General features: G+C 63.1%; 24 protein-coding genes and 1 tRNA gene. 15 read left to right on the top strand and 10 right to left on the bottom strand.

The genetic code is table 11. The features are described from left to right. Nucleotides 1-79 precede the first annotated feature (79 nt). A complete protein-coding gene (locus RMO89_RS05120) occupies nt 80-904 on the top strand; it encodes a flagellin (protein WP_310531622.1) in 825 nt (274 codons plus the stop codon). Nucleotides 905-989: 85 nt separating this feature from the next. Here RMO89_RS05120 and RMO89_RS05115 read toward each other — a convergent pair. Beyond that, nucleotides 990-1,079 (bottom strand) — tRNA-Ser (locus RMO89_RS05115). A gap of 178 nt (nt 1,080-1,257) precedes the next feature. Here RMO89_RS05115 and RMO89_RS05110 point away from each other — a divergent pair. The 10 genes from RMO89_RS05110 to mazG are packed head-to-tail and all read left to right on the top strand — an operon-like array spanning nt 1,258 to nt 10,214. Continuing rightward, entirely contained in the window at nt 1,258-2,289 is a 1,032-nt protein-coding gene (locus RMO89_RS05110) for a lytic murein transglycosylase (protein WP_310531621.1), read from the top strand. Beyond that, nucleotides 2,273-3,226, top strand: coding sequence for an SPOR domain-containing protein (locus RMO89_RS05105; RefSeq protein WP_310531620.1), 954 nt, complete (start codon nt 2,273-2,275; stop codon nt 3,224-3,226). The genes RMO89_RS05110 and RMO89_RS05105 overlap by 17 nt, the downstream gene beginning before the upstream one ends. A gap of 40 nt (nt 3,227-3,266) precedes the next feature. Then, a complete protein-coding gene (locus tag RMO89_RS05100; RefSeq protein ID WP_310531619.1) occupies nt 3,267-4,493 on the top strand; it encodes a D-alanyl-D-alanine carboxypeptidase family protein in 1,227 nt (408 codons plus the stop codon). After that, a complete protein-coding gene (gene tmk, locus RMO89_RS05095; RefSeq protein ID WP_310531617.1) occupies nt 4,490-5,119 on the top strand; it encodes a dTMP kinase in 630 nt (209 codons plus the stop codon). Before RMO89_RS05100 ends, tmk begins: the two co-directional genes overlap by 4 nt. Further along, nucleotides 5,116-6,075 carry a DNA polymerase III subunit delta' gene (locus RMO89_RS05090; RefSeq protein ID WP_310531616.1) on the top strand — a complete coding sequence of 320 codons (960 nt, stop codon included), beginning with the start codon at nt 5,116-5,118 and terminating at the stop codon, nt 6,073-6,075. The genes tmk and RMO89_RS05090 overlap by 4 nt, the downstream gene beginning before the upstream one ends. A 29-nt stretch (nt 6,076-6,104) precedes the next feature. Next, nucleotides 6,105-7,679 carry a methionine--tRNA ligase gene (gene metG / locus RMO89_RS05085; protein ID WP_310531614.1) on the top strand — a complete coding sequence of 525 codons (1,575 nt, stop codon included), beginning with the start codon at nt 6,105-6,107 and terminating at the stop codon, nt 7,677-7,679. Next, nucleotides 7,679-8,455 (top strand): TatD family hydrolase, encoded by a 777-nt coding sequence (locus RMO89_RS05080; protein ID WP_310531613.1) that lies wholly within the window; start codon nt 7,679-7,681, stop codon nt 8,453-8,455. The genes metG and RMO89_RS05080 overlap by 1 nt, the downstream gene beginning before the upstream one ends. Continuing rightward, on the top strand, nt 8,452-9,219 hold the full coding sequence (locus RMO89_RS05075; protein WP_310531612.1) for an MBL fold metallo-hydrolase: 768 nt from the start codon (nt 8,452-8,454) through the stop codon (nt 9,217-9,219). The genes RMO89_RS05080 and RMO89_RS05075 overlap by 4 nt, the downstream gene beginning before the upstream one ends. Further along, complete coding sequence (locus RMO89_RS05070; RefSeq protein ID WP_310531610.1) at nt 9,216-9,392, top strand: hypothetical protein; 177 nt, start codon at nt 9,216-9,218, stop codon at nt 9,390-9,392. The genes RMO89_RS05075 and RMO89_RS05070 overlap by 4 nt, the downstream gene beginning before the upstream one ends. Before the next feature lie 51 nt (nt 9,393-9,443). Continuing rightward, nucleotides 9,444-10,214, top strand: a complete 771-nt coding sequence (gene mazG, locus RMO89_RS05065; RefSeq protein WP_310531609.1) for a nucleoside triphosphate pyrophosphohydrolase — start codon at nt 9,444-9,446, stop codon at nt 10,212-10,214. Here the strand turns inward: mazG and hflX are convergent. The 7 genes from hflX to dusB all read right to left on the bottom strand — a co-directional run bounded on the left by hflX (nt 10,203) and on the right by dusB (nt 19,493). Beyond that, nucleotides 10,203-11,546 carry a GTPase HflX gene (gene hflX, locus RMO89_RS05060; RefSeq protein ID WP_409035517.1) on the bottom strand — a complete coding sequence of 448 codons (1,344 nt, stop codon included), beginning with the start codon at nt 11,544-11,546 and terminating at the stop codon, nt 10,203-10,205. The two genes, mazG and hflX, sit on opposite strands and share 12 nt — an antisense overlap. Beyond that, a complete protein-coding gene (gene hfq, locus RMO89_RS05055; RefSeq protein WP_310531607.1) occupies nt 11,543-12,109 on the bottom strand; it encodes an RNA chaperone Hfq in 567 nt (188 codons plus the stop codon). The genes hflX and hfq overlap by 4 nt, the downstream gene beginning before the upstream one ends. Before the next feature lie 161 nt (nt 12,110-12,270). Then, complete coding sequence (locus RMO89_RS05050) at nt 12,271-13,659, bottom strand: sigma-54 dependent transcriptional regulator (RefSeq protein WP_310531606.1); 1,389 nt, start codon at nt 13,657-13,659, stop codon at nt 12,271-12,273. 16 nt (nt 13,660-13,675) lie between these two features. Next, nucleotides 13,676-15,904, bottom strand: coding sequence for an ATP-binding protein (locus tag RMO89_RS05045; RefSeq protein ID WP_310531605.1), 2,229 nt, complete (start codon nt 15,902-15,904; stop codon nt 13,676-13,678). A gap of 56 nt (nt 15,905-15,960) precedes the next feature. Further along, nucleotides 15,961-17,370: a sigma-54 dependent transcriptional regulator gene (locus RMO89_RS05040; RefSeq protein ID WP_310531604.1), complete on the bottom strand. Its 1,410-nt coding sequence runs from the start codon at nt 17,368-17,370 to the stop codon at nt 15,961-15,963. After that, nucleotides 17,367-18,467, bottom strand: a complete 1,101-nt coding sequence (locus RMO89_RS05035; protein WP_310531603.1) for an ATP-binding protein — start codon at nt 18,465-18,467, stop codon at nt 17,367-17,369. Before RMO89_RS05035 ends, RMO89_RS05040 begins: the two co-directional genes overlap by 4 nt. A 9-nt stretch (nt 18,468-18,476) precedes the next feature. Beyond that, complete coding sequence (dusB, locus tag RMO89_RS05030; RefSeq protein WP_310531602.1) at nt 18,477-19,493, bottom strand: tRNA dihydrouridine synthase DusB; 1,017 nt, start codon at nt 19,491-19,493, stop codon at nt 18,477-18,479. A 74-nt stretch (nt 19,494-19,567) separates the two neighbouring features. Between dusB and RMO89_RS05025 the strand changes: the two genes are divergently transcribed. From RMO89_RS05025 to RMO89_RS05010, 4 genes are all read left to right on the top strand, one after another. Then, on the top strand, nt 19,568-20,713 hold the full coding sequence (locus RMO89_RS05025) for a bifunctional 2-C-methyl-D-erythritol 4-phosphate cytidylyltransferase/2-C-methyl-D-erythritol 2,4-cyclodiphosphate synthase (protein ID WP_310531601.1): 1,146 nt from the start codon (nt 19,568-19,570) through the stop codon (nt 20,711-20,713). Between the two features lie 16 nt (nt 20,714-20,729). Further along, complete coding sequence (locus tag RMO89_RS05020; protein WP_310531599.1) at nt 20,730-21,254, top strand: hypothetical protein; 525 nt, start codon at nt 20,730-20,732, stop codon at nt 21,252-21,254. Nucleotides 21,255-21,371: 117 nt separating this feature from the next. After that, nucleotides 21,372-21,791, top strand: coding sequence for a hypothetical protein (locus RMO89_RS05015; protein WP_310531598.1), 420 nt, complete (start codon nt 21,372-21,374; stop codon nt 21,789-21,791). Nucleotide 21,792: 1 nt separating this feature from the next. Further along, complete coding sequence (locus RMO89_RS05010; protein ID WP_310531597.1) at nt 21,793-22,299, top strand: CinA family protein; 507 nt, start codon at nt 21,793-21,795, stop codon at nt 22,297-22,299. On the opposite strand, the gene RMO89_RS05005 is transcribed toward RMO89_RS05010, so the two are convergent. Next, nucleotides 22,260-22,721: a type II toxin-antitoxin system RatA family toxin gene (locus RMO89_RS05005; protein WP_310531595.1), complete on the bottom strand. Its 462-nt coding sequence runs from the start codon at nt 22,719-22,721 to the stop codon at nt 22,260-22,262. The genes RMO89_RS05010 and RMO89_RS05005 overlap by 40 nt on opposite strands. Next, nucleotides 22,721-23,650: a lipoyl synthase gene (gene lipA, locus RMO89_RS05000; protein WP_409035514.1), complete on the bottom strand. Its 930-nt coding sequence runs from the start codon at nt 23,648-23,650 to the stop codon at nt 22,721-22,723. The genes RMO89_RS05005 and lipA overlap by 1 nt, the downstream gene beginning before the upstream one ends. Nucleotides 23,651-23,652 lie beyond the last annotated feature (2 nt).

The following is a 23,652-nucleotide window of genomic DNA, read 5'->3' as shown; positions in this document are numbered from 1 at the left end:
TGCCGGTCTTACCCATGACAGCTCGGCCGGATGGTCCGGAAGAGCATCGCAGGTTCCTATACCCGGGGGGTTTTAGACCATGACTGTCATCAATACCAATATCAGCGCCATGCGCGCTGCCAATGCTTCGAATTCCGCCGCGCTCATGCAGGGCACCGCCATGCAGCGCCTCGCTACCGGCAAGCGCATCAATTCCGCCAAGGACGACGCCGCCGGCCTTGCCATCTCGACCTCGATGACCTCGCAGATCACCGGCATGCAGCAGGGCGTCCGCAACGCCAACGACGGCATCAGCCTCGCCCAGACGGCAGAAGGCGCTCTGAACGAAGTGACAAACATGCTGCAGCGGGTCCGCGAACTCGCCGTCCAGTCTGCATCAGGCACCTATCAGGCTGCCGACCGCGCCAACATGCAGCAGGAAGTCAGCTCGCTGACGTTGCAAGTCGGCTCGGTCCTCGCCAATACCGAATTCAACGGCGTTGCCCTGTTCAGCACCACTGCTGGCACCGACATCACCTTCGACATCCAGGCCGGCGCCAATGCTGCCGACGTCATCTCGGTCACCAGCCTTGCCATCGACGGCACCAATATTGATGCCACCGCGCTTGACGTTTCGACATCGGCGCTGGCCGTGACCACCATGGCCAATGTCGATGCGGCGCTGGCCGAAGTGGCCAACACCAACGCGGCCTTTGGCGGCGGTGAAAGCCAGCTGCAGTCGGCAATCAACAATCTGACGTCGAACTCGACCAACCTGTCAGATGCCCGCAGCCGCATCATGGACGCCGACTATTCGGCCGAAACCACCATGCTCGCCAAGGCGCAGATCCTCAGCCAAGCCTCGACCGCGATGATTGCGCAGGCCAACCAGGCACAGCAGAACGTTCTATCGCTTCTCAAGTAAGCGCTCGGACAGGCTGACGCCCCCCAGAAAGGCCCGGTACCGGTTTCGGTGCCGGGTCTTTTTGCGCGTTTGGAAATGGCAAATCTGGCGGAAGAGGTGGGATTCGAACCCACGGATAGGTTTCCCCATCGCTGGTTTTCAAGACCAGTGCCTTAAACCGCTCGGCCACTCTTCCGCATCCGGTTCGAACTCAACGCCCGAATGCCCAGATGGACGCGGCTAGCGGCAGTCTGCGACGAGTGCAATTCCCTTTGCGGCCTGACTGTGCAATTGTTGGGGCAATGATTGGAATTCAGCAGATCTTTCGCCTGACAGGGGTTTTTGCCGCAGCGACATTGCTCGGGCCCCAGCAAATGGCGGCGCAATCGTCGGGGAGCGTTTCCGTGCCGGTTGTCCAGCCCCTGCCGGAAAACCCCGCGCCTGAGGAGCAGGCTCCAAACAATGCCGCCTTCCAGGGCTATGTCCAGCTACTCGCCGCACGCGCGCGGGCCGAAGGGGTGAGCGAGCGGACGATCCGAGCCTTTACCGAAGGCCTGACCGAAAATCCGCGCGTGGTTGCGCTTGATCGCTCGCAGCCGGGGTCAAGTTCGACCAGCGCCATTCCCCGCTTCGAACCTTACCGCCGCACCCATGTCGATGCCGCGCGTATCAACGGGGGCCGCCGCGTCTATCAACAGGTCGCTAGCTTTGCCCCCTCGATCGAGGCGCAATACGGCGTTCCGGCCCCGATTCTCCTCGCCATATTCGGGCATGAGAGCAATTACGGCAGCTACAAGGGCGATTTCGATCTGGCGCGCGCACTCGCAACGCTCGCTTTCGAAGGCCGTCGGCGCGAGCTGTTTGCCGAGGAATTCGTCGCTGTTCTCAAGATGGCGGACCGCGGCGTGCCGCGCGACCGGCTCAAGGGATCGTGGGCCGGCGCCTTCGGAAATCCGCAGTTCCTGCCCAGCATGTACCTGCGCCTCGCTGTCGACGGCGACGGTGATGGGGACCGCGACATCTGGCATTCGCAGCCTGATACGCTCGCCTCGATCGCCAACTATTTCCGCGATGCTGGCTGGCGTCCCGGTCAGCCGTGGGGCGTTCAGGCCGCCGTTCCTGCCGAGTTCGACCGTGCCTCGGTTGCCGGCAAGGTCAAATCCCCGTCCTGTCCGCGTGTCCATGCCCGCCATTCGCGGTGGATGCCGGTGTCGGAATGGAAGTCACGCGGCATAACGCCGCTGGCTCCGGTCGGCGATTCGGTGATGGCCGCGCTGTTCGAACCCGATGGCCCGGGCGCGCCGGCTTACCTGTTAACCGGGAATTATCGGGTTATCCTCCATTACAACTGCTCGAACTTCTACGCTCTTTCCGTGGGATTGCTTGCAGATGAGATTGCCCGTTAACCGCTTTGCGGCGCTGACCCTTACTACCTTGTTGTTCGCCACCGCCGCTCACGCGGGGGACAAGCGCGCTGTCGTGCTTGCTCCTACAAGCGGCCCGGCGGCCGACTATCCGATGGTGCTGGGTGATCCCTTCGTGGTCGATGGCGTGACCTATACCCCGCAGGACAAGCTGAACTTCGATCAGGTCGGCTATGCCGGCGTGGGCGGGGGCACAGGCATCAGCATCGCGCACCGCACACTACCGATGCCAAGCTATGCCGAGGTAACCTCGCTCGATTCCGGCCGCACAATCCTTGTGCGCGTTACGCGACGGGGACCGATGGACGGGCCGAACATCGTCGATCTGTCGCCCGATGCCGCCGCCCAGCTTGGCGTCACCGCAAGCCGCACCGCGATCCGCATACGCCGGGTCAACCCGCCCGAGGCCGAACGCGCCGCCCTGCGCGATGGCCGCGCCGCGCCGCTGCGCATGGATACGCCGCAGTCCTTGGTCGCCGTGCTGCGCCGCAAGCTCGATCCGGCGGCCGCGCCGGTCCTCTTGCCGCTGCCCAAGGTGATAGGCGCCGCGGTCACTCCGCCAATTGCTGCTAACCCGCCCGTACCGACCAGCCCGCGGGTGTCGACACCCAAGGCTACCCCGGTCGCAGCTACACCCAAGCCTGCGCCGAACGCTGCACCAGTTCAGGCGGCAGCACCGCCGCAAAAGGCCCCACCCGCAGCCAAGTCTTCGGGCTCGCTCGTCGTCCAGATCGGTGCGTTTTCCAGTGAGGCCAGGTCTAACGAAATCGCCCGCAAACTTGGCGCCGGCGTGGCGCCTGCCGGCAAGCTGTTCCGTGTCCGCATGGGGCCGTTCACCAGCCGTGGACAAGCCGAAGCCGCGCTCGCCAAGGCGAAGGCGGCTGGCTATAGCGAGGCACGAATCCAGACCGCGTCCTGACGTCTGATCAGGCCTGCGCGGTAAGAGTGCGGGTGTCCTGTTGAAGACAAAGCTCAAGCTGATGTTGGCCCTGGCGGCGCTGCCGCTGCTCGGTTCACCGCTGCTGTCCGAACCGACTCGCGTCATCGTTGCCGTGACCGATGCGCCCGAAGTCACGGCCACACCGATTGCCGTGGGCGACCGCACCCATCCCCCGGCTGAGCTGGACACGATCCCGATCGCCTTCCTCGTCGATGTCGGATCCGGACAAGTGCTCTATTCAAAAGAGCCCGATCGCCGGTTCCTGCCCGCCTCGATCACCAAGGTGATGACGCTTTATACCGCCTTCGATCTGCTCAAGGCAGGCCGGATCAAGCCCGAACAGCCAATGGTGATGAGCCCCGAGGCCTATCGCAAGTGGCACAATGTCGGCACGTCACTCGAACTGGACCTGACCAAGCAGGCCACGGTTGAAACGCTGGTCCTCGCAATCGCCAACATATCGGCGAACGATGCGGCAGCGGTCCTGGGCGAAGGCGCGGCCGGATCTGTAGATAACTGGATCACGCTGATGAATGCCGATGCCCGGCAGCTCGGCATGTCCAACAGCCATTTCGGCACGCCCAATGGCTGGATGGACCAAGGCGAAACCTATGTCACCGCGCGCGATCTTGTCACGCTAGCCACGGCCATGGTTTCCGCCCATCCGGACCTTTACAGCCACTATATTGGTCACAAGTCGCTGCAATGGGACGACAGGAGCAAACGGAATCACGATCCGCTGATCGGCAAATTGCGCGGCGCAGACGGGATCAAGACCGGGTTCACCAATCAGGCCGGCTTCGGCTATCTTGGATCGGCAGAGCGCGACGGGCGGCGGCTGGTCATGGTCGTAGCCGGGGTCGACCGGGGCAAGGAACGCGACAAGGCCGCCGCGGCGCTGATGGAATGGGGCTTCTCCGCCTTTTCCAATCGCCCGATCTTTGCGCCGGGTTCGCGCGTGGGCGAAGCGCGGGTGCAGGGCGGTGAGAACCTCACCGTGCCGCTCGTCGCGCCAGCCGCCTTCGGCATTACCATGCCGCGCGATGCGGGAGGCGACGTGCATGTGCGCATCGTCTATGAAGGTCCGATCCAGGCTCCGGTGAAAAAGGGAAGCATGATCGCCGCGCTCGAAATTACCACCGGCAAGGGCGAACCGCACCGCGTGCCGCTGTTCGCCGGGGCTGACGTCGCGCCGGCTGGCTGGCTGGCCCGACTGCGCAACGGCATCGTGAGCCCGCTGCTGTGACCACCCGCGGTCGCTTCATCGCGCTTGAAGGCGGGGAAGGGGCGGGCAAAAGCACGCAAGCCCGCTTGCTGGCAGAGGCTTTGCGCGAACGCGGCCTTGAAGTTGTCACCACGCGCGAACCGGGCGGCACGGCGGGTGCCGAGGCGATCCGGGGGCTGCTGCTCGGGCTGGACGGCGATGGCTGGAACCCGCGCGCCGAGGCGTTGCTGTTCGCTGCTGCACGATCGGACCATGTCGAGCGGCTGATCGTGCCTGCAGTGACTCGTGGCGCATGGGTAATCTGCGACCGCTTCGTCGATTCAAGCCGCGCCTATCAGGGCGGTGGCGGCGGCCTTTCCGATGAAGAGGTGATGGAACTCCACCGCATCGGCAGCCAGGGTCTGCTGCCCGACCTGACGCTGCTGATCGAGGTCAGGCCTGAAGTCGCAGAAGGAAGGCTATCCGCGCGCGATGGCGACGTTTCGGACCGCATCGGCGGCCGCCCGGCAGAGTTCCACGCCCGCGTCGCCGCCGCTTTTGCCCGCTTTGCCGCCGAGCAGCCCGAACGCTTTGCCCTGATTGACGGCAATGGCGATGCCGAGACGATTCATCGCGCGATCCTTTCAGCCATCGAGCCGCTGACATGACGCTGGTCGGCCATGAGGAGGCATGGCGCGAATGGCGCCGTGCCATGGCGGGCGACCGGATGCACCACGCGTGGATGCTGGTCGGCTCGAAAGGCACCGGCAAAGGCCTGTTCGCCCGCGCCGCCGCTGCCGAACTGGTGGCGCAGGCGGGCGTTTCGCAACCTGCTTGGGACCACCACCCGGACATCCTCATCCCCGAACACCCGCCCGAAAAAGGCGAGGAAAAAAAGGCCGAGGCGGGCGATCCAGATGTGAAGCGCAAGCGCTCGATCCCGGTCGAGGAAGTGCGCGCCCTCCAGCGCCGCCTGACCACACGGCCCACGCTGGGCAGCCGCCGGGCGGTGATTTTCGATCCGGCGGACGATCTGGAGCGCGCGGCCTCCAATGCGCTGCTCAAAAGCTTGGAGGAACCGCCCGTCGGCACCTTCTTCCTGCTCGTCACGCACCGACCGGCGCGGCTGTTGCCGACCATCCGCTCACGCTGCCGCGTCCTGCGCTTTCCGGCGATCAGCGATGCCGAAATGGAGCGCATCCTCGCCCTCGAAGCGCCCGAAGCCGACGCTGCGACCCGCAGCGCCGCGATTGCCGCCGCGGGGGGATCGCCGGGGGCGGCGCTCGGCTTCGTCGATCAGGATCTCGCGCCCCTCCACCGGATCATGGGCCGGCTGGTTCAGGAAGGCGACGAGCACTTTGCCCTGCGCGGCGAGTTTTCCGCCCTGATCGGCGCCCGGCCCGATCGGGAACGGCAACTGGCCACGCTCGACCTTGCCCGCGCCGTGCTCACCGGGATGTTGCGCGTCGCCAGCCCCGCGCAGCAGTCGCGCGTGATCGCTGCCCATGCCGAGCTTTCAAGCCTGACCGCGCTGGTTCCGACGCACAATTTCGATGCTGGCCTGCTGGCTATGGAAATTGGCGGGTTGCTGGCCTCGGCAGCCATGCCTAGAGAGACGGCCTGACTTGCAGCTTTGAAAGTACCCCACCGGCAATGGCCGATCCCTATTACATTACCACGGCGATCTCTTATCCCAACGGCAAGCCGCATATCGGCCACGCCTATGAGGCGATTGCGGCCGATGTCATCGCCCGCCACCAGCGCATGCGCGGGCGCGACGTGCGATTCCAGACGGGGACCGACGAACACGGCCTGAAGATGGCGCAAAAGGCGCGCGAGCTGAATATGACGCCGCAAGCGCTCTGCGATGAAATGTCTCAGTATTTCATTGAAATGTGTGACGCATTGAATGTCAGTTATGACGTTTTCATGCGCACGACCGAGTCCCGCCACCACACGGCCAGCCAGGCCCTGTGGCGGCGGATGGAGGCCAATGGCGACCTCTATCTCGATCGCTACGAAGGCTGGTACTCGATCCGCGACGAGGCCTATTACGACGAAAGCGAGCTGACCGACGGAGAAGGGGGGCAGAAGCTCTCGCCGCAGGGTACCCCGGTCGAGTGGACGGTCGAGGAAAGCTGGTTCTTCCGCCTTTCGAAGTACGGCGAACCGCTGCTCGCATTGTACCGCGACCACCCGGAATTCCTCCAGCCTGACAGCCGCCGCAATGAAGTCCTGCGCTTTGTGGAAGGCGGACTGCGCGATCTTTCCGTTTCGCGCACGAGCTTTGACTGGGGCGTCAAGGTTCCCGGCAGCGACGCTCAAGCAGAATCCGGGCACGTCATGTACGTCTGGGTCGATGCGCTAACCAACTATCTGACGGGGCTTGGTTTTCCTGTAGAAACCGAAGATATGGCCAAGTGGTGGCCAGCCGATCTCCACCTGATTGGCAAGGACATCGTCCGCTTCCACACGGTCTACTGGCCGGCCTTCCTGATGAGCGCCAAGCTGCCGCTGCCCAAGCAGGTGTTCGGGCACGGCTTCCTGCTCAATCGCGGGCAGAAGGAATCGAAGTCGCTAGGCAATGTCACCGATCCGCTCGGACTGGCGGATCGTTTTGGCGTCGACGTCCTGCGTTATTTCCTGATGCGCGAAGTCGCTTTCGGGCAGGACGGATCCTATTCGCCCGAGGCCATTGTCCTGCGCGGCAACAGCGAACTGGGCAACGCTTTCGGCAATCTCGCGCAGCGCACGCTGAGCTTTATCGCCAAGAACCTCGAAGGCGCACTGCCGCGCATTTCAGGTCACGATGCAGCCGATGACGCGCTTTTTTCTGCGGTTGGCAAGGCAGTTCATCACGACATTCCCGCCTTGTTTGACGCTGTGGCGCCAACGCAAGCGCTGGAAACATGGACGCAGGCCGTCTTCGCCTGCAACGCCTATATCGACGCGCAGGCCCCCTGGGCGCTCCGCAAGACCGACCCGGAGCGCATGGAAACCGTGCTGGCCACGCTCTACATCTGCATCGCGCAACTGGCCGTTGCCGCCCGCGCGGTGATCCCGGCGAGCGCCGATCGGCTGCTTGACGCCATGGGCATCGCGGCGGACCTGCGAACATATGAGGCAATCGGCTCGCATTGGTATTCGCCGCTCGCCGAGGGCGAATTCCGCCTCGCCGCGCCGACGCCGCTGTTTCCCCGGCTCGAATTGCCGGCCGAAGACGCCTGATGCTGATCGATTCGCACTGCCACCTGAATTACAAAGGCCTTGTTGAGGAGCAGCAGGCCGTGCTGGCCCGCGCGCGCGCTGCCGGAGTGACCGGGTTTCTCAACATCTCGACCCGCGAACGCGAATGGGCCGACATCATCGCGCTGGCCGAACAGGAAAGCGACGTCTGGGCCAGCGTGGGCATTCATCCGCACGAGGCTGACACCCATGCCGATCTTGGCGAGGCTGCGCTGCTTGAAGCCGCCGCCCACCCGCGTGTGGTGGCCATCGGAGAGACCGGGCTCGACTACTATTACGATCACTCCGACCGGCAGACCCAGCAGGCGCTGTTCCGCACGCACATCGCCGTTTCGCGCGAAACCGGCCTGCCGCTGATCGTCCATACCCGCGATGCCGAAGACGATACCGCCGCGATCCTGTCGGACGAAATGGGGAAGGGGGCCTTCCCGGCGCTTATCCACTGTTTCACGGCATCGGCCGATTTCGGCCGCAAGGTGATCGACATGGGGCTGACGATATCGCTGTCTGGTATCATAACGTTCAAGAATGCCAAGGACTTGCAGGCCGTTGCCACCGAAGTGCCTGAGGACAGGTTGCTGGTCGAAACCGATGCGCCGTTCCTCGCGCCGATCCCGCATCGCGGCAGGGTCTGCGAGCCGGCTTTCGTGGCCGATACGGCGCGCTTCGTTGCGGGCCTGCGCGGGGTTTCGGAAGAAGACCTGCGCGCTACCACCAGCCGGAACTTCTTCAATCTGTTCACGAAAGCCGCCGCATGAAGGCGCTGATCCTTGGATCAGGCACATCGACCGGCGTTCCGCGCGTCGGCAACGATTGGGGCGATTGCGACCCCGAAGAGCCGCGCAACCGGCGGCTGCGCGCTTCGATCCTGGTCGAAAGCGATGATGGTTCGCGGCTGCTGGTCGATACCTCAACAGACTTGCGCGCGCAGTTACTCGCCAATGACATCGACCGGATCGACGGCATTTTCTGGACTCATGAGCACGCCGATCATTGCCACGGCATCGATGATCTGCGCGTCCTGCGCTATGGCCGAGGCGGGCCGTTGCTGGGCTACGCGCATAGCGATGTCGTGCGCATACTGCGCCAGCGGTTCGGCTATGCCTTTGCCGGGCAGCACGGCTATCCGACGATCATTTCGCTCGAAAGCCTCGACCGTCTTAGGATCTGCGCCGGTATCGGCGTGGCCAGCGTGCAGATGCCGCACGGGCCGAGTGAAACAACCGGCTTTCGCTTCGATAGCAACGGAAAGACAATAGTTTACGCGACAGACTTCAGCGCCGTTACCAAGGAAATGCTCGATCTGTTCTACGGCTGCGACGTACTCGTGGTTGATTGCCTGCGCCGCGAGCCGCATCCTACGCATTGCCACCTGGAAATGGCGATCGAACTGGCCAATGCGACGCGCGCCAAGAAGGCCGTGTTGACCCATCTCGACAAGTCGATGGACTACCAGACGTTGAGCCGTGAGATCCCGGATCATGTGCTGGTCGGCTACGATGGCATGGTGATAACGGCATGACCGGCGACATGCTCGTTTCGCTGGCCGCGCTGACGGCGTGCGGCTTTCTCGCATGGCGATCGTTTGGCAGCTATCGCAAGTCCAGGCGCGAGACCGCGATCATGGCTGCGGCCTGGGTCGGCATATTCGTAGCGCTTGTTTTCGTGCTCAAACAGCTGGGAGTGGAGCAATGACATCCCCTTCAGTCGTGCTTAATTTAACATAATATATATTATCAATCTAATATGTCAGAACCTCTGAACCGCCTTCTCTCGATCATGGCCCGCCTGCGCGACCCGCAGGACGGCTGCGAATGGGATGTCGCCCAGACTTTCGCAACGATCGCGCCCTATACGATCGAGGAAGCCTATGAAGTCGCTGACGCCATCGAGCGCGACGATATGGCGGCGCTCAAGGACGAACTCGGCGACCTGCTGCTGCAAGTGGTGTTTCACGCGCGCATCGCCGAAGAAGCTGGCCACTTTGATTTTTCGGCCGTGGCCAATGCCATCAGCGACAAGATGCACGCGCGCCACCCGCACGTGTTCGGCGACCAGCCAGACATTGGCCAGTCCCGTGAAGTCCGCTGGGAATCGCTCAAGGCCCAGGAACGCGCCGCCAAGGGCGCCAGCAGCGCGCTCGATGGCGTGGCTGCCGCCCTGCCGGCGCTGATGCGCGCTGAAAAACTGCAGAAGCGCGCGGCCCGGGTCGGGTTCGATTGGCCGGACGTGTCAGCTCCAGCTGACAAAGTACTTGAAGAGATGGCTGAACTCGCTGACGCGCGCGATCCCGATCATGCTGTCGAGGAAGCGGGAGACCTGCTCTTCGCGGCGGTCAATCTGATCCGCAAGCACGGTATCGCGCCCGAAGATGCCCTGCGCCGGGGCAATGCCAAATTCGAACGGCGGTTCCGCCAAATGGAACAGATGGCCAGCGCGCGCGGACAAGATTTCGCCGCACTCAGCCTCGACGAACAGGAAGCCCTCTGGCTTGAGGCCAAAGCTTCAGAGGTGTGAGTAACGGCCGAATTCGCGCGGGGTGAGCCGCACAGTCAGGCGGCGTTGGGGACCCTGCTCCCCTTCCTCGATTTCGTCGCCGGCCACGAGTTCGTCTTCGGATATGACATCACCGTGGGCGCGCAGCCAGGCAATTCGTTGCCCGTCACTGGCGGGCAACACGAAAACATAGCTCTGCGCTTCGGCTGTGAGCATATGACCGAGAACTTCTAACAGATCGTCACAGTTTTCACCCGTAAGCGCCGACAATGTAACGATCTTGTCACCCTTGCGGCGTGCCCGCTCTTCTTCAAGGTCAGCCATGCGATCAGGTTCGAGCAGGTCCCATTTGTTCCAGACCTCGACAATCGGCGCCTTTGGCTCCTCGCCTTCCTCTGTCTCGACAAGGCCGAGTTCCGCCAGCACATCGAGCACCTGTGACTTCTGCGCCTGGCTATCCGGATTGGCGATGTCACGCACGTGGACGATCACGTCTGCCGCGGTGACCTCTTCCAGCGTGGCACGGAAAGCGGCGACAAGCTGCGTCGGCAGGTCCGAAATGAAACCCACCGTGTCCGACAGGATGGCCTTGTCCACGCCGGGCAACCGGATTGCGCGCATCGTCGGGTCCAGCGTGGCGAAGAGCAAGTCCTCCGCCATTACGTCCGCCCCGGTCAGCCGGTTGAACAGTGTGGACTTGCCGGCGTTGGTATAGCCGACCAGCGCAACTACCGGCCAGGGCGCCTTGCCGCGCCTCGACCGGTGCAGGCCGCGGGTGCGGCGCACCTGTTCAAGCTCTCTCCGCAACCGGGCCATGCGGTCACGGATCATCCGGCGGTCGGATTCGATCTGGGTTTCGCCGGGGCCGCCAAGGAAGCCGAAGCCGCCGCGCTGGCGTTCGAGGTGAGTCCAGCTGCGCACCAGCCGTCCGGCCTGATAATCAAGGTGCGCCAGCTCTACCTGAAGCCGGCCTTCCGCCGTTCGCGCGCGTTCGCCGAAGATTTCGAGGATCAGCCCGGTACGGTCAATCACCTTGCGCTTGAGCTTTTCCTCAAGATTGCGCTGCTGAATCGCCGTCAGTGCGCCATCGACGACGACCAGTTCCGCCTCACCCAGAGTGCAGGCCGTGGCAATGTTCTGGATCTGGCCTTCGCCGAACAGCGTCCCAGCCTTCGGCTCGCGCACCGAGATGATGATCGCTTCCACGACCTCGAGACCGATGGCGAGCGCCAGGCCCTTCGCTTCCTCAACCCGCGCATCGCCATCACCGCCCCTGCCCCGGATCACCGGGCAAACGACGACGGCCCGCGCGCCGCGGGCTACCTCGCCGACGAGATCGTCATCCTGGTTCAGGAGTCGTCCTCGTCTTCCTCGCCCTGGAGGTCGACCGGCGTGACCGGCTGGATCGTCGAGACCGCATGCTTGTAGGCGAGCTGCACATAGCCCTCGCGTTCGAGAAGCATGCAGAAGAGGTCGTAGGCGGCAACGCGGCCCTGCAACATCACACCGTTGACCAGGAACATCGTCACCTGCACGCCGGCGGCGCGGATAGAGGCGAGGAACACGTCCTGCAGCAGGCGTTGCCGCTTGTTGCCTTCCGCGCTGGAGAACTGGCGCGCATCGACCGGCTGGCTGGGCATGATCGTACTGATCGCGTGCTTGTAAACCAGCTGCGAGGCGCCATCGCGGCGCAGCAGGATCGAGAAATTGTCAAACCAGGTGACGATGCCCTGCAGCTTGACGCCCTTGACGAGGAACATCGTCACCGGGGTCTTGTTCTTGCGCAGCAGGTTGAGAAACTGGTCCTGAAGGTTGGGGCTGCCCTTCCCTGCCGTTACCGGGGCGGGCGCTTCGCTTTCAACAGCAGCGGAAGCAGGCTTGGGGCGCGCAGTCAGAGTCTTGGTCGGTCCGGGCATCATTCACTTCCTTCTCTTTTTTGGCGGCCGTTTATACGGTCCGCGATCAGGCTGATCGTCCCGCCTGCGAAGCGGGTGAACAGCCGTTTGGTTGAAGAATGCTACTATCAAGCCGGCTTCGGGTAAATGCGGAAAATGGCAATAATATTACACAATTTCCGTCAGGCTTCGGCTTCTTCCTCAAAGTCCTTACCCACCATTCCTAGCAGCTTGAGCTTCCTGTGCAGGGCGGAACGCTCCATCCCTATGAAAGTTGCCGTCTTGGAAATATTGCCGGAAAACCGCCGAATCTGGACGCGCAGATATTCGCGCTCGAAGTTCTCTCGCGCTTCGCGAAGCGGCACGCCCATCAGAGCTGAGAGGCCCGATTCGCCCGCGATCCGGCCGGAAAGGATTTCCGGCGGCAACATATCGGCCTCTACCCGGCCAAGTTTGTCGCGCGGGGTGAGGATGACTGTGCGTTCGACCACGTTGCGCAACTGGCGCACGTTGCCCGGCCATTCATAGCTCTGCAACGCGGCCATGGCTTCGGATGAAACCTCCGGTGCGGCCAGCCCCTGATCGGCGGCGTAGCGCGTGAAGAAGTGATCGACGAGCGAGGGAATGTCATCGCGCCGGTCGGACAATGCGGGCACATGAACCGGCACCACGTTGAGCCGGTAGAACAGATCCTCGCGAAAGCGGCGCTCGGCGATTTCGCGTTCGAGGTCCCTTGATGTCGAGGAAATCACCCGCACGTCGACGCGGACCTGCCGGTTGCCGCCAACACGGACGAACGCCTGTTCGGTCAGCACGCGAAGGATACGGGCCTGGGTCGATAGCGGCATGTCGGCAACTTCATCGAAGTACAGCGTGCCACCGTCGGCCATTTCAAGCAGGCCCGGACGGACGAGATTGCCATCCTGTTCCTCGCCGAACAGTTCGTGTTCAAAGCGTTCAGGCGTGATGCGCGCCGAATTGACGCTGACGAAGGGGCTGGCGGAACGCGGGCTCCAGTCGTGCAGCAGGCGGGCGGCGATTTCCTTGCCCGAACCGGCCGGACCGGTGATCAGCAGTCGGCTGCCGGTGTTGGCAACGCGCTTCAGCGTGGCGCGGACCTGGTTGATCGCGCTCGAATTGCCGGTGAATTCGTATTCGGGCACCCGGTCCTTCTTGAGGCGGGCATTCTCGCGGCGCAGTCGCTCGGTTTCGGTAGCGCGGCCAACGAGCAGCAGCAGGCGCTCGGCCTCGAACGGCTTCTCGATGAAGTCCATTGCGCCTCGGCTGATGGCGGAAACAGCCGTGTCGATGTTGCCGTGGCCCGAAAAGATCACCACCGGCAGTTCGGGTTCGCGCGCCTTGATCGCGTCGAGCACTTCGAGCCCGTCCATCGGGCTGCCGTGGAGCCAGACGTCAAGCAGGACCAAACTGGGCCGGCGCTCGTCAATCGCGGCGAGCGCGGCACCGCTATCCCCGGCTGTACGGCATTCGTACCCCTCGTCGCTGAGCACTCCAGCGACGAGATCGCGGATGTCGCGTTCATCGTCGACGATCAGAATTTCGAGCGCCATAAGTTCCTCTTCTCAACTATTCTGCAGCTTCGGACGCGGGGCGCCGCGCCAAGGGGTCACGCGCAAAGCGCATGGTGACGAGTGTGCCGCCGCTCTCAACCGAGGCGAAGGTCATGATGCCGCCGTGTTCCTCGATGATCTTCTTGACGATGGCGAGGCCGAGCCCGGTGCCCTTTTCGCGCGTGGTGACATAGGGTTCGGCAATCCGTTCACGATCTTGCGGTAGGCCGATGCCATTGTCAGCCACGGCGATGACGACCTGCTCGCTTTCGGCGCACATCTCGACCGAAACCTTGCCGCGATAGTCGGCCGAAGCGTTGCGCGCCCGCGCTTCAACCGCTTCGATGGCGTTCTTGATGACGTTGGTCATCGCCTGCCCGTACTGGTGGCGGTCGCAGAGGATGCGGTCGGGAACGTCGGTTTCGGCGCGGAAGTTGAAATCGATATCGGGGCGCGCGACTTCCTGCAGGAACAGCGCCTGCCGGGCGAGATCGACCGGGTCCTCATTGCGGAACACCGGCTTGGGCAGCCGCGCAAAGCTGGAGAACTCGTCGACCATCTTCCGCAAGTCGCCGACCTGACGGATGATCGTGCTGGTCAGTTCGCTGAACAGTTCGGGATCATTGACGATCTGCTTCTTGTAGCGCCGATTCAGCCGCTCGGTGGCGAGCTGGATCGGGGTGAGCGGGTTCTTGATCTCATGCGCGATGCGGCGGGCAACGTCAGACCATGCGGCCTGCCGCTGATCGAGCACCTGGCGGGTGATATCTTCGAATGATATCACGTGGCCAGCCCGGTCCTTGGCGATCTTGACCGCGAGGGTAAGCAGATCTCCGCCCTTGCCGTACTGGATCACACCCTGATCGCGCCCGGTTTCCATGAGCGCGGCAAATTGCGGAGCGGCATCGGCCAGCTTCTCGCTCACCGGCTCTGCATCCTGATCGCCGTAAAGCAGCCGCATGGCCGGGCTGTTGATCAGCTGGATCACGCCTTTGCCATCAACCGAGATGACGCCAGCGGAGACCGATTCCAGCACCGCTTCGATAAAGGCGCGGCGTTCGTGAAGCTGCTGGTTGGCACTGACCAGCGCCTGCGTCTGGCGTTCAAGCTGAGCGGTCATGCGGTTGAAGGCGCGGTTGAGCAGGCCCACCTCATCCGCGCCGGTACGTCCTTCGACCCGCATCGAGAAATTGCCCGAACCAACCTGCCGCGCGGCGGACACAAGATCATAGAGCGGCTTCACCTGCCGGTCGGCAAAGCGCAGTGCGAACCACACGGCCAGCCCGACGATAGCCAGCGAGGCGGCGAACAGGGCGATGTTGAAGCGCAGCTGCAATTGCCGCGCGCGCGCCGTCAGCACTTCATAATCGCGCACGATATTTTCGGCCCGCTGGCCCTGGCTGAATGCCAAGAGGTCGGATGTGCGGGCTGCGTAGAGGTAAATTCCGGCCTGCTTGTCGATCGGCACGACAGCCTCGACCCGGTTGGCATTGACCGTAACGACCAGCGGCTCACCTTTTTCAAGTCGGGACAAGACGGCAGGTTGAACACGTTCGCGGCTGGCATTGCCCTCGGGATCGACGATAGCAACGGTGAGTAGCTTGCCGTCCGAACCCTTCTGCAGGATCGCGCTTTCATTCAGCCGGCGGTTGAGCACCTGGTAGGAATAGCCTTCGCGGAACGCGGGGCTGAGGATCGGCACCTGAGCGAGATACTGGTGCAGGTCGCTCGCCATCATGATCGATTCATTGCCGACATCGCGCACGTTCTGTTCGTAATAACCGACGGCGAGCTTGTTGGCGTTTTCCAGCAATCCGCGTGACTTGTCAGAGAACCAGAACTCAACGCCCGACTGGAACAGGTACGACGCAAAAATCACCACGAGAAGCGTCGGGATCGCGGCGATCATCGAAAACAGGAACACCAACTGCGTGTGCAACCGACCGGTGCCGCCCAGCGTTTCTGCAGCGCGTTGCAGGGCAAGCCGGCGCCCTAGCAGGACGAGCAGTGCCATCGCCGGCACCAGCGTGCCAATCAGCAGCGTGGCCGTGACATTGGTGGAGAGGAGCTGACCTTTTTCGTCAGGCTGTGTCACAGTGTAAACCGTGATCGAAGACATGATGACGAAGGCGATCGCCGCAGCAACCGCCATAAGCGCGAAAAAGTTGGCCCGCCGTGCGGTTACCTGCAACCGGCGCCAGAAGCGCTGCCAGCCACTCCGCCTGCGGATGTATGCTTCTTCCATCGTTGCGTCGTTACAACGCGACTGTTGCAGAAATGCAAGGCCTTTGTCGCGACCCGTCAGTTACGGCGCGCAAAACTGTCTGGATCGATGTCCAATTCACTGATGCGCTTGCGCAACGTATTGCGGTTGATGCCGAGAATCTGCGCGGCGCGAAGCTGGTTGCCGCCAGTCGAGCGCAGGACTTGCGAAAACAGCGGTCGCTCGAAGGCCGCCAGCGCCTCGTCATAGACCTGCCCCGCGCCGGGGGCCGTATCGGCGAGCCAGCGGATCACGCTATCGTCCAGGCTGGCAGGGCCGCCCTCGCCCACATCGCGCGGCTGGCTGACGAGCAAGGTATCTAGCGTGGTAGCATCAATGATATCATCGCGTGCGAGCAGCGCCGCCCGGTAGATGAAATTGCGCAGTTCGCGCACGTTTCCGCGCCATGGCTGGCGGGACAGCAGTTCAGCGCCATCGGCCGACAGCTGGTGACGCGGCAGGCCTTCGCCGGCGGCAAGCTGGAGGAAATGCCGGGCCAGCGCTTCGATATCATCAGCGCGTTCGCGCAGCGGCGGCATCTGGATCGGTACGACGTTGAGCCGGTAATAGAGGTCCTCGCGGAAAGTCCCTGCCGCGATCATCGGTTCAAGGTCTTTATTGGTCGCAGCGATGATGCGCACGTCAACCTTTACCTCGTCGCGCCCGCCAACGCGGCGGACAGTCCCCGATTGCAGGGCGCGCAGCAGCCGGGTCTGCGCCTGCATCGGCATGTCGCCGATCTCGTCGAGGAACAATGTGCCGCCGTTGGCCTGCTCGAACTTGCCGATGTGCCGGGCGACAGCGCCGGTGAATGCGCCCTTTTCGTGCCCGAACAGTTCGCTTTCGATAAGTTCGGCGGGGATCGCGGCTGTGTTCACAGCTACGAACGGACCTGAGCTACGATGCCCAAGTTGATGAATTGCCTCAGCAACAAGCTCCTTGCCCGTGCCCGATTCACCGAGCACCAGCACTGTCAGGTCGTTGCGCAGCACCCGCGTGATCATGCGGTATACGGCCTGCATCGGTGCAGAGCGTCCAACCAGCGGCAGACCCGGCGTCGGCGTATCCTCGATCTCGTTGATCTGCCCACCCGAAGACAACGCCGCCTGGCGCACCGTGCGGGCCAGTTCGTCGATGTCGAAGGGCTTCGGAAAATACTCGAAAGCGCCGGTATCCGTGGCGCGCACCGCCGTATCGAGCGTGTTCTGCGCCGAAAGCACGATGATCGGCATCTTCGGAAAACTCTCCCGGATGCCGGGCAGGCCCACGATGCCGTCGCCATCGGTCAGCATCACGTCGGTGACCAGCACATTGAAGTCACTGTCAGCCAGCAGACGGTCGCGCATGGCAACCGAATCGCAGTGCGTGACCGAAAATCCCTCCGCCTCGAGAGCGGCGGTGATGACAATCGCAATCGACATGTCGTCTTCGACGAGGAGAACGCTCATCGCGGGGCTTTTCCTTTCTCATGCGTGCCAGCATCAGTAGCGAGCGGCAGGTGCAGCCGGAAATGCGTCCAACCCCCGGCATCATCGCGCTCGTGGACAATGCGGCCGTTCATGTCGCGCACCAGCTTGCGCACCAGTGCTAGGCCAAGCCCCTGCCCCGTCTTCTTGGTCGTGACGAACGGCTCGAAAATGTGGTCGACCATGGCCGGATCGATCCCTGGGCCGTTATCGCTGACGCGCAATTCGATCGGCAGGCGCACCGGCTTGGCCCCCGGCGTTGCCGCAGAAAGCTGGATGCCGCTGGAAAATCGCGTGCGCACGATTACCTTGGGCCCGCGCACGTTCTGACAAGCCTCGACCGCGTTGGACAGCAGGTTGATCAGCACTTGCAGGAGGCCATCCCGGCTGGCGAGGACTGGCGGGATCGAGGGATCGAACTCCTCGGCAAGCGCGTCCCCCTTGCCCGCCGCGTCAAGTACGGCCCGCGCGCGGCGCACGGCTTCGTGCAGATTGCAGGCAGCAACAGGAGCAACAGTGCGGCTGGAAAGCGCCTGCATTTCATCGATTAGGCGGGCAATCCGGTCGACCTCTTCCGCGATCAGGCTGGTCAGCGCGCGGTCCTTCTCGCCGAGTTTGCGGGCCAGCAGCTGCGCCGCTCCCTTTATGCCGGACAGAGGGTTCTTGATCTCGTGCGCGAGGATTTCCGGCGCGCGCAGCACCACATCCTCAGCGCCGCCGCCATCGTTGCCCAGCGCTTCGGCGCCGCTGGCGTCCTGCAGGGTGACCATCTGCCAACCAGGCTCGTCAATGATCGGAGCGACTGTTATATCAAGCCTTTTTGGCCCCAGTCCGGCCACGATTACATTGATATCACGCGCTGATATCGGCGTTTCACTGTCCTGCAGCCGGGCAATCAGCCGGTTATCCTTGAAATGAATCAGCTCGGTCAGTGAAAACCTGCGCAAGCGGCGCAGGCTCTGGCTGAAAAACTGCTCGGCAGCAGGGTTGGCCTGAATAATCCTTTGCCCCGGCCCCAGCAGCACAAGCGCCAGCCCGAGGGATGATAGCTGACGCTGAGCATCGGGGAATTCTGCCATGATGGTCGTTCAGGCTGCCTGCCGCTTCAAGAACGGCGCGTAGAACTCGCGTAAATTTCGAACAACTTCATCGGGATCATCAACAAAGTTCACCTTGTTACGAAAGTCTGCCGACCCGTGCAGGCCTTTGGTGTACCAACCCAGGTGCTTGCGGGCCATTTTCACGCCGGTTTCGCGGCCGTAGAGCTCAAGCATCATGTCGTAATGTTCGATCATGGTGGCGAACTGGGTGTCAATATCAGGGTCCGCTATCGCCGCGCCGGTTCGCAGCCAGTGCATGACCTGGCCCAGAAGCCACGGTTTGCCGTAAGCGCCGCGCCCGATCATCACGCCGTCGGCGCCTGATTGCTCCATGGCGGCGGCGACGTCCTCAATCGTGCAGATATCGCCATTGACGATGACCGGGATCGAAACGGCCTCCTTGACGCTGCGGACGAAGCGCCAGTCGGCTTCGCCCTTGTTCATCTGGTTGCGCGTGCGGCCGTGGACGGTGACCATCTTCGCACCGAGATCCTCGGCAATGCGGGCGAGTTCGGGGGCGTTGAGGCTGTCATGGCACCAGCCCATGCGCATCTTGACCGTCACCGGCACCGATACCGCCTTCACCGTTGCCTCGATCAGCCGCGTGGCGAGCGGAATGTCGCGCATCAGTGCCGATCCGGCATCGCCGTTGACCACCTTTTTCACCGGGCAGCCCATGTTGATATCGATGATCGCGGCGCCCTGATCTTCGACCAGCTTCGCAGCTTCGGCCATTTGCGCCGGTTCGCAGCCAACCAACTGCATTGAAACCGGCTCCTCCGCCGCATCCCACATCGCCTTTTGCAGCGACTGGCGCGTTTCACGGATCGCGGCGGGGCTGGCGATCATCTCTGTGACGTTGAGCCCCGAGCCAAAGCGGCGCACCAGCCGGCGGAACGGTAAGTCGGTAACGCCCGTCATCGGCGCAAGGATCACCGGGCAGTCGATACCGACCGGTCCGACAGCAATCGGCCTGACTTGCGGAGGAGGAGGAACTGCGATCATCGAAATGTGCCTAAAATTTGGGCAGCGCATAGTGGATTGCCCCGGCAACCGCAAGATACTACCCGCGTTGCCTGATGAGCGAGCATCCTTACCCCATTCGCGATACTGCCGCTGTCGTGGTTGCGGCCGGTGCCGGCCTGCGCGCCGGACAACCGCTGCCCAAACAGTTCGCCCTGTGGCGCGGCAAGCCTTTAGTGCGCCATTCGGTCGAACGGCTGGCGCGTCGCGGTATTGCGCCGATTGTCGTGTGCATTCCGGAAGGCGCAGAGGACATCGCTGCCAAAGCGCTGGCAGGCCTTGAGGTCCGGTTCGTCACCGGCGGTGCGACGCGGCAGGCCTCGGTTCGCGCGGGTCTTGAGGCCCTCGCTGCCCATGCTGCGGCGCGGGTGCTGATCCACGATGCCGCGCGGCCCCTGATCCCCGACACCCTGCTGGACCGCCTCAACGCTGCGCTGGAAGTCGACAAGGCCGCGATCCCGGTCCTGCCGGTGGTCGACAGCCTGACCCACGCAGAGGGCGGCTATATGGGGGCCCCTGCCTCGCGTGAAGCGCTGCGGCGGGCCCAGACCCCGCAGGCGTTCGATTTTGCCGCAATCCTCGCCGCGCATCGTGCATGGGCCGGCGCACCTGATGCGGGCGACGATGCGCAAGTCGCGCAGGCAGCCGGGATTCCCGTCGCACTCGTCGAAGGAGACGAAGCTTTGCACAAACTGACCTTCGCCGAGGACTTCGCCGCCCTGCCCGCCATGCGCGTTGGCACCGGCTATGACGTCCACCGGCTTGCGCAAGGTGAGGAACTGTGGCTCTGCGGCGTGCAGGTCGAACACAGCCACGGCCTGGCCGGGCACAGCGATGCCGACGTAGCGATCCATGCGCTTGTCGATGCACTGCTCGGATCGATATCAGCAGGTGATATCGGCCAGCACTTCCCGCCGAGCGACCCACAATGGCAGGGCGCACCTTCCGCGCGGTTCCTCGCCCACGCGGTGCAACTGGTCGCAGAGGCGGGTTATGCGGTTGGCAATGTCGATGTAACAATCATCTGCGAGGCTCCGAAAATTGGACCGCACCGCGCGGAAATGCAGGCGCGGCTGGCTGATATCATGGGCGTCGCCTCCAGCCAGGTCAGCGTCAAGGCGACGACAACCGAGGGATTGGACAGCACTGGCCGGCGCGAGGGCATTGCCGCTCAGGCCGTTGCCAGCGTGATCCGCAAATGAAACGGACTTTATCCCGATGCGTGCCATAGCCCTGACACTTTCGCTGATGTCGCTGGCCTCCTCGCAAGCGGCGATGGCGGCCGATGCGGCTTGCCTGACCCCGCGCGAGGCGACGGCGGTGGCCTCCTACGCCCTGCCCAGCGTGATTGCCGGCACCAGCCAGCGCTGCAGCCCGGTTCTGGGCAAGGACGCCTATCTGACGCGCGAGGGCATGAAGCTTTCCGCGCGCTATGGCCCCGGCAAGGCGGCAGCATGGCCCGCAGCCAGGGCCGCGCTGCTCAAGGTGGGCGGCGCGGGTGACATGACCGACGCCGTGCGCAAGCTTCCCGACGCCACCGTGCAGCCACTGGTCGATGGATTGGTGACAAGCATGGTCGTGGAACAGATGCCGACCGACCGTTGCAGCCCGATTGACCGCGCCTTGTGGCTGCTCTCGCCCTTGCCTCCGGAAAACACGGCTGAGCTGATTGCCCTGTCACTGGGGCTCATGGCACAGGGGAAAAATCCGCGGATCGGCAGAATCGCGATCTGCAAGGGCTGACCAGACATGACGCAAGGACATTCGATGAAAGCCACCTTTCGCGCCGCCGCGGGCATTGCCTCCCTGATTTCCACGACGGCGCAAGCGGCCGAACCGGCCTGCTTCACCCGTGCGGAAGTGAACAGCCTGATCGCCTATGCCCTGCCGGTCGTCATGGACCCGATGATCACCAGCTGCCGGCCGCACCTCGCTTCGGATGCCTATTTGCTGTCGGGCGGACAACGGATTTCAGAGGCTCTTGCCGCGCGCAAGGATGTGGAATGGAAGGCGGCGAAAGCGGCCGTCATGCGCGTTTGGGGAGGATCAAAAGAGCTCGATTTGCCTGATGACGTCCTCCAGGCCAGTCTGAACGAGAAGGTCACCAAGGAAATTATTGGCAAATTGAACGCCAGTGAATGCAAGGATATCAGCGGAATAGCTGCTAAACTTTCACCGCTGTCTCCGGATCAGCTGGTTGATCTGGCGGGCGAGATCATCGTCGTCGCCGTGCGCGACCGCAAGAGCAAGGCTGGCGCGATGATTTGCCAGGCGAACTGAAATGACCGACCAGCAAGACTCCCTGCTCCCCGCTGAACTGACCGCACTCGCCCGCCGGGTGATCGAAGAAAACGCTGCCGCTGGCCGCAGGGTCTCAGTCGCCGAAAGCTGCACTGGCGGACTTGTTTCCGCGGCGCTGACCGAGATTTCCGGGTCGTCCGACGTGTTCGATCGCGGTTTCGTGACCTATTCCAACGAGTCCAAGCAGGAACTGCTCGGCGTATCGCCCGACATCATCGACACGTTCGGCGCGGTTTCCATCGCCTGCGTCTGGGCCATGGCGCAAGGCGCGCTCAAGCACAGCCAGGCCGACGTTTCCGTGGCGATCAGCGGGATTGCCGGACCGGGCGGCGGATCGCGCGAGAAGCCGGTAGGCACGGTGGTCTTCGCCAAGGCCATTCGCGGCGAAGTAGATTCAAGTTCGGAAGAAAAGCACTTCGAACCCGGCACCCGGGCGCAGGTGCGGCTTCAGGCGGCGCTGGTGGCGCTGGAATTGCTATTGCCGTAAAGCTGTTCAGCTCGCGTCTCAAAAGCAGCGACCATCTTCCTGAAAGCCTTGTCGAAATACTGGCCGGCAATTTTTTCGAACAGGGCGTTGCGAAAGCTGAACTGGACCGAAAAGTCGACCTCGCAGCCGCCTTCGGGCAGATCGCGGAACTGCCAGCGGTTGTCGAGGTCCTTGAGCGGGCCGTCTTCGTAAATCACTTCGATCGCATGGGGCCCGTGCTTGATGACCCGCGAGGTGAACTTTTCCCGGATCGCCGAAAAGCCAACCAGCATGTCGGCGATCATTTCCTCGTCAGAGTCGGATCGCACTCGCGTGGCGATGACCCAGGGCAGGAACTCGCCATAGCGCGAAACGTCAGCCACCAGATCGAACATCTGCTGGGCGCTCCATGGCAGCCGGCGAATCTCGGCGATACCGGGCATCAGGCCTTCGCCATTTCCTTGGCCAACTTGGCTTCACGCGCGCTGCGCATCGCCTTGAAATCGTCGCCAGCGTGGTATGACGAACGGGTCAGCGGCGTCGATGCGACTTGCAGGAAACCCTTGGCCCGGGCGATCGCACCATAGGCGTTGAATGCCTGCGGGGTGACGAATTCCTTGACCTCGGCATGTTTCGGCGTCGGCCGCAGGTATTGCCCCATGGTGAGGAAATCGATGTCGGCACTGCGCATGTCGTCCATCACCTGATGTACTTCAAGCCGCTGCTCACCAAGGCCGAGCATGATGCCGCTCTTCGTGAAGATCATCGGGTTGTGGTGCTTCACTTCCTCAAGCAGGCGCAGCGATGAGTAATACCGCGCGCCCGGGCGGATCATCGGGTAATTCCGCGGCACCGTTTCAAGGTTGTGGTTGTAGACATCCGGCCCCGCCGCGACGATGGCTTCAACCGCCGCGCGCATCTTGCCGCGAAAATCGGGGGTGAGGATTTCGATCGTCGTCGACGGCGTCATGCGGCGCAGCGCCTGAATCACTTTCACGAACTGCCCGGCCCCGCCATCGGCAAGGTCATCGCGGTCAACCGAAGTGATGACGATATGTTCAAGACCCAGCTTGGCGGCGGCTTCGGCAACATGTTCCGGTTCCAGCGGATCCACCTTGCGCGGCAGGCCCGTCTTGACGTTGCAGAAGGCGCAGGCCCGCGTGCAGACGTCACCCAGGATCATCATCGTGGCGTGCTTCTTCGACCAGCATTCGCCAATGTTCGGGCAGGCCGCTTCCTCACACACCGTGGTGAGCGAGAGGCCGCGCATCAGATCGCGAGTCGCGGCATATTCGCGGCTAGTCGGCGCCTTGACGCGGATCCAGTCCGGCTTGCGCTGACGTTCAGGGGGCGGAGAGGACATGTCGTTCATCG

This window comes from Novosphingobium sp. (assembly GCF_031424035.1).
Classification (GTDB): Bacteria; Pseudomonadota; Alphaproteobacteria; order Sphingomonadales; family Sphingomonadaceae; genus Novosphingobium.
The sequence above is the reverse complement of the archived record's forward strand: the minus strand, read 5'-3'. Positions and strand labels throughout refer to the sequence as shown.